We start from the raw sequence: 12,238 nt of genomic DNA on the forward strand, positions 1-12,238 counted from the left end.
GATAAAAATGCTATTAGTAATCTCTCAATGGATCTCCCAGGATATCCGTGCATTTAATGTTTTTAGTTATATTACCTTACGCACGATGTTGGCTGCACTTACCGCCTTGGTGATTTCATTTATTGTCGGCCCAACCATGATCCGCAAGTTGATGGCGTATAAAATTGGCCAATCCATACGTGATGATGGTCCGCAAACTCATCTTGTTAAGGCGGGCACGCCAACGATGGGAGGAGCACTGATACTCGTCTCAATTATCATTACAACGCTATTATGGGCGGATCTGACTAATCGATATATTTGGATCGTTTTATTGACTACTTTGGGATTTGGCGTCATCGGCTGGATAGATGATTACCGTAAAGTAGTCCATCGTAATTCCAAAGGCTTATCTGCATCAGTTAAGTTTTTCTGGCAATCAGTCATCGCGTGTTGTGTAGCATGGTATCTCGTCTCGATAGCTGAGCTTCCTGAACAGATTAATATGATTGTGCCATTCTTTAAAGAGGTGGCGATTCCATTGGGGATCTCTGGCTTTGTGTTGTTGACTTATCTCGTTATCGTAGGAACAAGCAATGCAGTAAATTTGACAGATGGATTAGATGGTCTTGCCATTATGCCGACAGTCATGATTAGCGGTGCTCTGGCAATTTTTGCCTATGTAGCCGGTCATGTTGTTTTCGCAAAATATCTGGGTATTCCTTATATCCCTAATGCTGGTGAACTGGCAGTTTTTTGTGGTGCACTTGCCGGTGCTGGTTTGGCATTTCTATGGTTTAACACTTATCCGGCAGAAGTATTTATGGGTGACGTTGGTGCACTTGCACTGGGTGCAGCATTAGGTGTGATAACCGTGATTGTCCGCCAGGAAATCGTGTTGGTCATTATGGGCGGAGTATTTGTGATGGAAGCTTTGTCGGTGATGTTACAAGTGACATCCTTTAAGCTGTTCGGTAAGCGTATCTTCCGTATGGCGCCCCTTCATCATCATTTTGAATTGAAAGGATGGAAAGAGAATCAGGTGGTCGTCAGATTCTGGATTTTGACGATCATTCTAGTGTTAGTGGGATTATCAACATTAAAGTTACGATGAATTTGCGTAATAAAAAAGTGCTGGTTTTGGGAATGGGGGAAACGGGTCTATCGATGGTGAAATGGTTAACACGCCAAGGTGCAGAGGTGCGTGCTGCTGATAATCGTACTTCCCCTCCGAATCGTGCAGTGCTGGAACAATTGATTCCTGCTGGAAAAATATACGGTGGACCGTTCAGAGCAGAAGTGTTTAATGATATTGAGCTCATTGCGATCAGCCCGGGTGTGCCATTGGCTGAGCCGCTCGTACAACAAGCTGTGAAGCGCGACATACCCGTAGTAGGAGATATTGAATTATTTGCCCAGGCACTAGAAAAGCTTGAGCAACCAAGGCCCAAAATTTTGGCCATTACCGGTTCGAATGGAAAGACAACTGTCACGACGATGGTAGGCGAGATGGTCAGAAATGCGGGATGGGATGTTGAAGTGGCGGGTAACATTGGTCCGGCAGTATTGGAATCACTCATGCGGCGCATGGATTTGGGTAAATTGCCACAATATTGGGTGCTGGAGCTTTCTAGTTTTCAACTGGAGACAACACAAAATCTTGCTGCTGATGCAGCAGCGGTACTTAATTTAAGTGAAGATCATTTCGATCGCTATGCTGGCATGCATGACTATGCAGTAGCTAAAGCAAGAATCTTTATCGGAGATAACAAAAGTGTCCAAATTCTAAATCGGGATGATGCGATTGTGCGCGCTATGGCATTGCCTGACAGAAAACAAATGACTTTTGGCCTGGATGAACCAATCTCAAATATGGATTTTGGTTTGTTGCAAAGTGGTGCAGATCTTTGGTTGGTTCAAGGAGGAATGTACTTAATAAAAGCTAGTGAGATGATGATTCCTGGCATGCATAATATTGCCAATGCGCTGGCGGCGATAGCGTTATGTCGTGCCGTCACATTGCCCTATGAGCCCCTGTTGAAAGCTTTGCGTGAGTTTCAGGGATTGCCCCATCGTATGCAAAAAATAGCTGTGATTAATAATGTTACTTTTTATGACGACTCCAAAAGCACTAATGTAGGATCCGCTATTGCAGCATTGAATGGAATGCAAAAAAACGTGGTGTTGATTGCAGGGGGGGATGGGAAGGGGCAAGACTTTTCTCCTTTAAAGCAACCTGTAGCTAACTGTACGCGTGCAGTGGTATTACTTGGTCGTGATGCCAAAAAGATCGCTGAAGTAATCAGCGATTGCCAATTTTCAATTCATTATGCTGCAACCATGGACGAGGCTGTCCGGATAAGTTTTTTATTGGCACAACCAGGTGATGTAGTTATGTTGTCCCCAGCTTGCGCCAGTTTGGATATGTTTAGAAATTACATCCATCGGGCAGAGGTTTTTATTGCTGCTGTCAGAGAAATTGAAAAGAAGTTTATTTTTTCTGCTCAAGAGAGCCATTGACTCATGATTAATCAACCCACTATTAATCGCCAGGAAATAACAACCGATTTTGACTACTATTTGATTTGGTCTGCACTAATATTGTTAAGCCTTGGGTTGGTCATGGTTTATTCTGCATCAATTGCAATCGCCGAGTCGGAATATGGTGAAAGTGGCTCGTACTATTATTTGATACGTCATAGTATTTATTTATTTGTAGGTCTAGTAATCGGATTTTTTGCTTTCCAATTTCCTATGCGCGCATGGCGGGAATATTGCCCCCATCTGTTTTTGGTCGGAACTATATTATTAATTCTGGTATTGATTCCAGGAATTGGTCGTGAAATTAATGGCAGTCAGCGCTGGATTTCACTGGGAATAGTCAATTTTCAACCATCTGAGCTGATGAAGCTCTTAATGGTGATCTACGCTTCGGATTATGTCGTTCGTAAATTGGCTTACCTCGATAACTGGCGTAAAGGTGTTTTGCCTATCCTGGCTTTGATATCCGCAGTAGGTTTTTTGTTACTGCGCGAACCTGATTATGGCGCATTTGTAGTTGTGACTGGCATTGCGGTTGCAATTATGTTCATGGGGGGTATGAGTCTAAAGCTATTTGTCGGAGTGACAGGGCTGCTCGTTGCTTGTTTGAGTCTATTAATTATATCAGTAAGTTATCGTAGTAGTCGTATTGATGGTTTTCTAGATCCGTGGGCTGATCCTTATGGCAAGGGTTATCAATTAAGCCATGCATTGATTGCATTTGGGCGAGGTGAATGGTTTGGAGTGGGGTTGGGTGGAAGTGTAGAAAAACTGTTTTATTTGCCGGAAGCACATACTGATTTTATGTTTGCTGTGCTTGCTGAAGAATTGGGGTTTGTAGGTGTGGCAACGGTGATGGCGATGTTTACCTGTATACTTGTGCGCGCATTTATTATCGGCCGTACAGCAGCCATCTTGGAAAACTATTTCTCAGCCTTGGTAGCACAAGGAATTGGGGTCTGGCTGGGGTTCCAGGCTTTTATCAATATGGGGGTAAATATGGGAGTGTTGCCGACTAAAGGATTGACACTACCACTTATGAGTTTTGGTGGAAGTAGTATCGTCGTTACCTGTATTGCGCTTGCTGTTTTATTGCGGGTAGATTGGGAAAATAGACAAAAAATAAAAGGGTTAAACGTGTGATTACTTTGATAACTATTCTAGTGATGTGAAGGTGGCACGAACAATCATGATTATGGCTGGTGGAACAGGCGGTCATGTTTTTCCTGGATTGGCAGTGGCTGATCATATGAAAACATTAGATTGGCATATCGTCTGGTTGGGTACACATAATGGGATGGAGGCGGTATTAGTACCCAAGCATGGATATCACACTGAGCTGATTGAATTTTCCGGTTTGAGGAGGAAAAAAGTGCTGGATTGGTTATGGTTGCCATGGCGCTTGTTGTTGGCTTTCTGGCAGAGCGCCAGAATAATTATCCGCACTCAACCCGATGTGGTATTGGGAATGGGCGGTTATCCCGCTTTTCCAGGCGGTATCATGGCCTCATTATTAAATAAACCTCTCTTAATCCATGAGCAAAATGCAATTCCTGGTCTTACGAACCGGATCCTTGCAAAAATTGCTGACAAAATTTTACTGGGATTTCCCGCTGCTATAAGAGGTAAAACCAACAAAGTACAGGTGACTGGAAATCCAGTGCGATATGACATTTTGCGATTGCCGTTACCTGAACAACGTTTTGCTAAGCGCAGTGGAAGACTCAAGGTATTAGTGATCGGGGGCAGTTTGGGAGCACGCATACTGAATACAACCATACCAAAGGCATTAAAGCTGATTCCAGAAAATGAACGTCCTTGGATCACACACCAGGCAGGAAAAAATAATTTGAATGAATTGCAAAAAAATTATGCTGAATCTGGGGTAGAGGGTAATTTGGTATCTTTTATCGAAGATATGGCTGCGAGTTATGCTGAATGCGATCTAGTCATCTGTCGTGCTGGTGCGCTGACTATATCAGAGCTGGCGGTGGTGGGTGTTGCTAGTATTCTTATCCCCTATCCTTTTGCAGTGGATGATCATCAAACTGCTAATGCTCAGTTCTTAAGCCAACATAATGCCGCCCTGTTATTGCCTCAAGATAAATTAACTCCAGAGGTTCTGGCAGGTTTGATCAGGGGACTTACACGTAAAAGATTACTGGAGATGGCAACACTCGCGCGCAGTCTAGCGATACCGGATGCAACCAAAATGGTCGCAGAGGTCTGTCTGGAAATAGGAGCGCCGGCTAGATGAAACATAAGGTTAGGCATGTGCATTTTGTAGGAATTGGAGGTTCAGGGATGGGGGGAATCGCTGAAGTCATGATTAATCAGGGCTATCTGGTAAGTGGCTCAGATCTAAGCAAGAGTCTGACAACTGAGCGTTTGCAGAAACTGGGTGCCATAGTTCATATCGGCCATGCCAAGGAGAATGTTGCATCTGCTGACGTTGTGGTGACTTCAACCGCAGTAAGACAGGACAATCCTGAGGTTACAGCCGCACGTGAACGTCGCATTCCAGTGGTACCACGTGCCATGATGCTGGCAGAATTATTACGCTTGCGACAAGGAATAGCTGTGGCGGGTACTCATGGTAAAACGACTACCACCAGTCTCATTGCAAGTATTTTGGCAGAAGCAGGACTTGATCCGACTTTCGTGATTGGTGGCAAACTCGAGGCAGCGGGCAGTCATGCCAAACTCGGTAGTGGGGAATTTATCGTAGTAGAAGCAGATGAGTCTGATGCTTCCTTTCTTTATTTAAAGCCTATTTTGGCAGCAGTGACCAATATCGATGCTGATCATATGGTTACTTATGGTCATGATTTCAGTAAGCTCAAACAGACATTTGTCGAATTTATCGAGCACTTACCTTTTTATGGTATGGCAGTATTATGTATCGATGATAAAAATGTGCGCGATATCATGTCAACCATTACTAAGCCAGTGACCACCTATGGCTTGTCCGAAAGTGCACATATTAGTGCGACTGATATTCACCACGATAATGGCAGAATGCATTTTTGTGCACATATTGGCGTAAATAATATAGCACGCAAAATCAATGTTACGCTTAATCTACCAGGTATTCATAATGTTCAGAATGCACTTGCAGCCATAGCAGTTTGTAATGAGCTGGGCGTCTGTGATGCTGCCATCATCCATGCTTTGGCGACATTTGGAGGTGTCGAACGTCGTTTTCAGCGCTATGGTGAGGTTAAATTGACCGGACAAAGTAGTTTTACCTTGATAGATGACTATGGTCACCATCCAGTGGAAATCGCTGCAACTATGGCAGCAGCGCGTGGTGCATTTCCTGGGCGCCGGCTCGTGTTGGTTTTTCAACCTCACCGTTATACTCGTACGCGAGATGTGTTTGAAGATTTCGTCCGAGTATTGTCCAGCGCTGATCTGTTGCTGCTGACCGAGGTATATGCAGCGGGAGAGGATCCTATCGTTGCTGCAGATAGCAAATCACTAGCCCGTGCCATTAGAGTACTAGGAAAATTGGAACCCATTTATACCGAACATATAGATGAACTTCCTGCAGTGATCCATGAGGTTGTATTAGATAGGGATATCGTATTGATCATGGGGGCTGGCTCAATAGGGAAAGTAGCTGCTCGTGTGAAGCAAGCCGTGAAAAAACTTGCTGTCGTGGGTGAATGAATCAATGAGTACACTAATATCACGCTATCTAAAATTTAGTCGAGCGATATCTCGGCCGCGTGTGACGGCTATGAGCATTTCAGAGCAGGATGATTTTATTGGAGTGATCGATACCCGTTTGCTACGGGGTGTGCTACGTGGGCATGAACCGATGAGAAAACACGTTTCTTGGCGTGCTGGAGGTGTGGCGGATTATTTTTACTTACCGGCTGATCTGCAAGATCTTGTTCTATTTTTACGCCATTTACCCAGAGCCGAGCCGGTTCATATGATTGGGTTAGGGAGCAATTTGCTGGTGCGTGATGGGGGTCTTCGCGGTGTAGTCGTGGCATTGCATGCCCGGCTTAGTAATTTACTTCTGATCAAGCAAGATGAAGTAGGTGGCTTAATTTATGCCGAGGCGGGAGTGCCTTGTGCCAAGCTAGCACGTTTTGCAGCTTTACATCACTTGGCTGGTGCAGAATTTCTGGCTGGAATTCCAGGGACGGTGGGGGGAGCCTTAGCAATGAATGCTGGATGTTATGGTGCAGAAACTTGGGGAATTGTAGAGAAGGTTAAAACAATCAATCGAGTAGGTAAGTTGCATGAACGGAACCCAGAAGATTATCTTGTCGGGTACCGGCATATCGCTTTGCAACAAGAATTCGATAGCGTTAGCGATGAGGAATGGTTTGTCGGCGGGTGGTTCAAATTACAACAAGGTAATCATGACAACTCCCGACAAAAAATCAAAGCATTATTAGCAGCGCGTATTAATAGTCAACCACTGAATTTTCCTAATGCAGGTTCGGTTTTCCGTAACCCGACTGGTGACTATGCCGCACGCCTGATAGAAGCATCCGGCCTCAAGGGCTATCGTGTAGGTGGAGCAATCGTTTCAAGCAAGCATGCCAATTTCATCATCAATGACGAGGGCGCTACTGCTGCGGATATCGAGGCAATTATTTCCCTGATACGCAGCACCGTGAAGGAAAAATCAGGAATTGATTTGATTCAGGAGGTTAGGATTATTGGCGATGCCAGGGATGAGAGATAATGCGCGTGCCTAATTTCGGAAAAGTTGCCGTACTGCTAGGTGGGCGTTCAGCAGAGCGTGAAATTTCACTTAAAAGTGGCGCGGCAGTACTTAAGGCGCTGCTAAGTAAAGGGGTGGATGCGTATCCTTTTGATCCGGCTCATCAGCCTATGGAAGCGCTACAGCAACAAGGGTTCAATCTGGCATTCATCGCATTGCATGGCCGTTATGGAGAGGATGGTTCGGTCCAGGGGGCTTTAGAACTGATGGGGTTGCCTTATACTGGCAGTGGTGTTCTTGCGAGCGCTCTGGCAATGGATAAATGGCGCACTAAATTAATCTGGCAGGCCGTGGGAATCAGTACGCCCCGTTACCTCATCATCGATGCCCAAAGTGATTTTGATGAAGTGGTAGCTTACCTCGATTTACCTTTGATCATTAAACCGGCACGCGAAGGCTCAACGATAGGTCTTAGTAAGATTGAGGCAAAGAAAGATTTTTCAAATGCTTATCAGTTAGCAGCACAGCATGATTCGATTGTATTGGCAGAGCAATTTATTGAGGGTAAGGAATTAACTGCCGCAATTCTGGGTGAGATACCGCTGCCACTAGTTCGCATAGAAGTGACCGGAGAACTGTACGATTATCATGCAAAGTATGTTGCAAATGATACCCGTTATTTTTGCCCAAGCGGGCTGCCGGATGAACTCAGTCGCCAGCTACAGGCGCAAGCTTTGCAGGCACACAGAATTTTGGGATGCGTAGGATGGAGCAGGGTGGATTTGATCTTGGATAAAAATGATCAGCCTTACTTTCTTGAAGCGAATACATCCCCAGGCATGACTGATCATAGCCTTGTCCCGATGGCTGCGAAAGTTGCAGGTATTTCGTTTGAAGAGTTAGTCGTAAAAATTTTGGCATTGTCCTATGTGGAATAATTATCGAATGCTGAATTTATTTGCCAACATGATGTTTACAGGCGTGATATTGGCGGCAATTTATGTCCTTGGTTCAAGGGTGATAAAATTACCCCTGTTTGTACTAAAGGAAATTAGTGTGGAAGGAATGAGTGTCAATCAATTGGGAAACACTAAGCTACGGTATATCACCCGCCAAGAGATTGAAAGTATTGCTCGGAATGAAGTGAGAGGAAATTTTTTTACTGTTAATTTGGATGCATTACGCGAAACATTTAAAAGTTTGCCATGGGTGCGATCAGCAAAGGTTCAGCGCACCTGGCCATCAGGATTAAAAGTGATGCTGGAAGAACATAGCGCATTTGCGTACTGGGGTGATACGGCGCTAGTGAATAGGCAAGGAGAAATATTTCGCGCCCCAACTGACGAAATATTGCCAGTTTTTACCGGCCCTAGTGAAGAAAGCGTGTCGGTGATTATTGATCAATATGAAACTTTTAACAAATTATTAGAGCCAATCAAGCAAAGTGTTGCAGAAATTACGTTATCGCCGCGGCATGCTTGGCTTGTTCGTCTGGAAAATGGAACGTTATTAAAACTGGGTCGTGAAAAAATTGAAACTCGACTGAAGCGTTATGTTTCAGTTTATAGCCAAAGTATTGTAAACATGAATCAGTCAATTCCTCTGGAATATGTGGATTTGCGTTATCCTAATGGGTTTGCCATACGGCTGTCTGAGGCAATGCCACAGGTTGCGCGTAAGACCGGTACCGGCAAGAAGTTGTGAAATCAGGGAGGAATGTTAAATGAATAAAGCCAAAGAAGGCAGAGACCTGATCGTTGGCCTGGATATAGGCACTTCAAAAATTATGGCCATTGTTGCTGAAATAAAACCTGAGGGTGGTTTTGAAATTATTGGCTTGGGGAGTCATCCTTCACGTGGATTGAAAAAAGGCGTCGTGGTCAACATTGAAACAACGGTTACCGCGATCCAGCGAGCACTCGAAGAAGTTGAATTGATGGCAGACTGTAAGGTGAGTGAAGTTTATACCGGCATTGCAGGTAGTCATATTCGAGGGTTCAATTCACACGGGATGGTTGCGATCAAGGATAAAGAAGTATCGGCACTGGATGTGGAGAAAGTGATGGAAACCGCCAAAGCGGTCAATATCCCAGCTGATCAACAGATTCTACATATCCTTAATCAGGAATTTATTGTCGATGGGCAGGAAGATGTGCGAGAACCTATTGGTATGAGTGGAATACGGCTTGAAGTAAAGGTGCATATCGTAACTGGCGCAGTATCAGCTGCGCAAAATATTATTAAATGTGTTCATCGTTGTGGCTTGGAAGTACGCGATTTGATTTTGCAACCACTAGCTTCGGCCATTGCCGTTTTATCTGAGGATGAGAAGGATTTAGGTGTGTGCCTGGTTGATATCGGGGGAGGAACAACTGATATCACGGTATTTACTAATGGGGCAATTCGCCATACTGCAGTCATTCCAATTGCTGGCGATCAAATCACGAATGATATTGCCATGGCTCTACGCACACCGACCAAAGATGCGGAAGACATCAAGTGTCGTTATGGGTGTGCCTTACGCACGCTAGCTGATGTGCGTGAAGTGGTGGAAGTGCCAGACGTCGGTAATCGAGGAGCACGCCAGCTTTCCAGGCAAACGCTCGCAGAAGTTATTGAGCCACGCGTAGAAGAGCTTTATTTATTGATACAAGCTGAATTACGACGTAGCGGTTTTGAACAGCTGCTTTCCTCTGGAATTGTCATTACCGGTGGGAGTAGCTCTTTGCAGGGAATGGTAGAACTGGGCGAAGAAATATTTCATATGCCTGTACGTCTAGGGATACCTCAGTATAAAGGAAGTCTGGAGGAAGTTGTTCGAACTCCCAGATTTTCCACAGGTATCGGTTTAATTATGGCTGGTATGGAGGAACATCGGCTCCATCAACACGGCCATTTACAAGGGGGATCAGCTAAGCAGGTCTTCGCAAGAATGAAAAGTTGGTTTCAGAAGAATTTTTGAGTATAGCGTTGTCAACACAGCGCATTAAAACGAAGTTATCTAAAATCTAACATGCTAAAAGGAGAAGCATCATGTTTGAAATCATGAATACGGATAGTCAGGAAGCCATCATAAAAGTAATCGGTGTGGGAGGATGTGGTGGCAATGCAGTCGATCATATGATCCAGAATGAAACAAAAGGAGTTGAATTTATTTGTATTAATACCGACGCGCAGGCGCTCAAAGCAAACCGTGCGCCCACCTTGCTTCAGCTCGGCGGGGGTATTACGAGAGGGCTGGGAGCAGGTGCCAATCCGGAAGTTGGGCGTGAGGCTGCTTTGGAAGATCGAGACCGCATTGCAGAATTGATTCAAGGCGCTGATATGCTATTTATAACAGCCGGTATGGGTGGGGGTACCGGAACAGGGGCTGCACCCGTGGTAGCACAAATCGCTAAGGAAATGGGCATTCTTACTGTTGCCGTGGTCAGCAAACCTTTCTCATTTGAAGGAAAACGTCTGAAAACAGCCCAAGCTGGTATGGAAGCCCTGGCACAGCATGTTGATTCTTTGATTGTCATTCCCAATGATAAACTGATGATGGTGCTGGGTAACGATATCAGTATGCTGGATGCATTCAAAGCAGCCAATGACGTACTATACGGCGCGGTAGCGGGTATTGCCGAAGTGATTAATTGTCCCGGGCTTGTCAATGTCGATTTTGCTGACGTTAAAACCGTCATGTCAGAAATGGGTATGGCCATGATGGGCTCAGCTGTGGCAAGTGGAGTTGATCGTGCACGCATGGCGGCAGAGCAGGCAGTGGCTAGTCCGCTACTTGAGGAAATAACACTATCAGGTGCGCGCGGTGTTTTGGTAAATATCACTGCCAACTCAGGCATGAAAATGCGCGAAGTACATGAGGTAATGAATACGGTTAAAGAGCTGACGGCTGAAGATGCGACCGTTATCGTTGGAACAGTAATCGATGAAGGAATGAACGATGACTTGCGTGTAACGCTTGTTGCCACTGGATTGGGAAGTGTTACTCAAACCCAAACCCGACCACTTACTGTGATTCATACCCGTACTGGAACAGACGACAGAACCTCCACTATGCACTTTGAAGAGCCAGCTGTGATGCGTACAGGAAGGAGAAGCAGTGCCACGGTAGCTGCAATGCAGCAATCAGGTGTCGATCCGATGGATATTCCCGCATTCCTGAGAAGACAAGCAGATTAAAAGAGGGCTTTAAAATCAATGCCTATCTTGAAAAACATCTGGTAATCTGCTTCTAGATTGGTAGCTCCTAAACGCATGTTACGCTGCCCCTACTGTAATTAGTAGGGGCAGTATTGTTATTGGCACATTAATTTATCTGGTTTAATAATTCCATTTCCAAATCAAAATGACGCGAAGGCGAGCCGCAGACATTATAAATAATACGGCAAGGTGAAACCGACAAAGTCAGTTTTGATTTAGAAATGGAATAGCATGGTTAACTGAACTGATAGCTGAGTTTAGTTGCTCTATACAAAATCTTGTCAAACTTTTCCTCTTAAGTTTTATCAAATATAACAAGAAATGACCGTTCTTCGTGCTGGATAATTTTTCTGAAGATACAGGGATTATCGTTCAACGCTGGATCAGAATATTTTTTAAAAAGTAGTGAGTTATTTCGCTTTAGCTTTATGGTAATTGTGCTTTAGACATTCAAAATTGGATGATGGAGATGAAGAGGTGGCAGTAGATGGAAGCTTTTAATTTCTGGAAATACCTGGATAATATAGCACAACCAGATAATTTTGATTATAATTTAAAGATGGCCTATTCACTGGATTTCCGCCGTAAAGTCCTGTCTGTCAGAGAGAAAAAAGGACTTACGATAGCCGAGGTGGCGGCCCGGTTTGATGTTGGCGTGGCGAGCGTGACGCGTTGGGTTAAGAACATCCATCGTAAACCTCAAGGGTTTCGCCAACGCAAGATTGATCTTGATGTGTTGCGGCAGGATATTCGCGATTATCCTGATGCTTATCAGTACGAGCGGGCAAAACGTTTGGGTGTGGCGCAAAACGCTATTTTTCTGGCGCT

11 protein-coding genes are annotated in these 12,238 nt (G+C 44.7%); all 11 read left to right on the plus strand.

Features of this window, described 5'->3' with window-relative positions:
• Positions 1-7: 7 nt before the first annotated feature.
• Entirely contained in the window at positions 8-1,093 is a 1,086-nt protein-coding gene (mraY, locus tag BM122_RS13145) for a phospho-N-acetylmuramoyl-pentapeptide-transferase (RefSeq protein WP_074905973.1), read from the plus strand.
• Positions 1,090-2,499 (plus strand): UDP-N-acetylmuramoyl-L-alanine--D-glutamate ligase, encoded by a 1,410-nt coding sequence (murD, locus tag BM122_RS13150; RefSeq protein ID WP_074905974.1) that lies wholly within the window; start codon positions 1,090-1,092, stop codon positions 2,497-2,499. The genes mraY and murD overlap by 4 nt, the downstream gene beginning before the upstream one ends.
• Positions 2,500-2,502: 3 nt before the next feature.
• On the plus strand, positions 2,503-3,663 hold the full coding sequence (gene ftsW / locus BM122_RS13155) for a putative lipid II flippase FtsW (protein ID WP_074905975.1): 1,161 nt from the start codon (positions 2,503-2,505) through the stop codon (positions 3,661-3,663).
• A gap of 46 nt (positions 3,664-3,709) precedes the next feature.
• Positions 3,710-4,777 carry an undecaprenyldiphospho-muramoylpentapeptide beta-N-acetylglucosaminyltransferase gene (gene murG / locus BM122_RS13160; RefSeq protein WP_074905976.1) on the plus strand — a complete coding sequence of 356 codons (1,068 nt, stop codon included), beginning with the start codon at positions 3,710-3,712 and terminating at the stop codon, positions 4,775-4,777.
• A complete protein-coding gene (gene murC, locus BM122_RS13165; protein ID WP_074905977.1) occupies positions 4,774-6,192 on the plus strand; it encodes a UDP-N-acetylmuramate--L-alanine ligase in 1,419 nt (472 codons plus the stop codon). The genes murG and murC overlap by 4 nt, the downstream gene beginning before the upstream one ends.
• A gap of 70 nt (positions 6,193-6,262) precedes the next feature.
• A complete protein-coding gene (murB, locus tag BM122_RS13170) occupies positions 6,263-7,228 on the plus strand; it encodes a UDP-N-acetylmuramate dehydrogenase (RefSeq protein ID WP_177198140.1) in 966 nt (321 codons plus the stop codon).
• The gene (locus BM122_RS13175) at positions 7,228-8,145 is read left to right on the plus strand and encodes a D-alanine--D-alanine ligase (protein WP_074905978.1); all 918 of its coding nucleotides are present in this window, start codon (positions 7,228-7,230) and stop codon (positions 8,143-8,145) included. Before murB ends, BM122_RS13175 begins: the two co-directional genes overlap by 1 nt.
• 7 nt (positions 8,146-8,152) lie before the next feature.
• Positions 8,153-8,911 (plus strand): cell division protein FtsQ/DivIB, encoded by a 759-nt coding sequence (locus BM122_RS13180; RefSeq protein ID WP_256212046.1) that lies wholly within the window; start codon positions 8,153-8,155, stop codon positions 8,909-8,911.
• Between the two features lie 19 nt (positions 8,912-8,930).
• The gene (ftsA, locus tag BM122_RS13185; protein ID WP_074905980.1) at positions 8,931-10,169 is read left to right on the plus strand and encodes a cell division protein FtsA; all 1,239 of its coding nucleotides are present in this window, start codon (positions 8,931-8,933) and stop codon (positions 10,167-10,169) included.
• A 71-nt stretch (positions 10,170-10,240) separates the two neighbouring features.
• Positions 10,241-11,389 carry a cell division protein FtsZ gene (gene ftsZ / locus BM122_RS13190; protein ID WP_074905981.1) on the plus strand — a complete coding sequence of 383 codons (1,149 nt, stop codon included), beginning with the start codon at positions 10,241-10,243 and terminating at the stop codon, positions 11,387-11,389.
• 508 nt (positions 11,390-11,897) lie between these two features.
• A partial coding sequence (locus BM122_RS13195) for an IS630 transposase-related protein (protein WP_074905982.1) occupies positions 11,898-12,238 on the plus strand: 341 nt, incomplete at its 3' end.

The sequence above is a fragment of the Nitrosomonas communis genome, assembly GCF_900114745.1.
In the GTDB taxonomy this organism is placed as follows: domain Bacteria; phylum Pseudomonadota; class Gammaproteobacteria; order Burkholderiales; family Nitrosomonadaceae; genus Nitrosomonas; species Nitrosomonas communis_A.

Bases quoted from the DNA above. Each gene is read 5' to 3' on its own strand.
- mraY (WP_074905973.1), top strand. From the start codon at position 8: ATGCTATTAGTAATCTCTCAATGGATCTCCCAGGATATCCGTGCATTT.
- murD (WP_074905974.1), top strand. From the start codon at position 1,090: ATGAATTTGCGTAATAAAAAAGTGCTGGTTTTGGGAATGGGGGAAACG.
- ftsW (WP_074905975.1), top strand. From the start codon at position 2,503: ATGATTAATCAACCCACTATTAATCGCCAGGAAATAACAACCGATTTT.
- murG (WP_074905976.1), top strand. From the start codon at position 3,710: ATGATTATGGCTGGTGGAACAGGCGGTCATGTTTTTCCTGGATTGGCA.
- murC (WP_074905977.1), top strand. From the start codon at position 4,774: ATGAAACATAAGGTTAGGCATGTGCATTTTGTAGGAATTGGAGGTTCA.
- murB (WP_177198140.1), top strand. From the start codon at position 6,263: ATGAGCATTTCAGAGCAGGATGATTTTATTGGAGTGATCGATACCCGT.
- BM122_RS13175 (WP_074905978.1), top strand. From the start codon at position 7,228: ATGCGCGTGCCTAATTTCGGAAAAGTTGCCGTACTGCTAGGTGGGCGT.
- BM122_RS13180 (WP_256212046.1), top strand. From the start codon at position 8,153: ATGCTGAATTTATTTGCCAACATGATGTTTACAGGCGTGATATTGGCG.
- ftsA (WP_074905980.1), top strand. From the start codon at position 8,931: ATGAATAAAGCCAAAGAAGGCAGAGACCTGATCGTTGGCCTGGATATA.
- ftsZ (WP_074905981.1), top strand. From the start codon at position 10,241: ATGTTTGAAATCATGAATACGGATAGTCAGGAAGCCATCATAAAAGTA.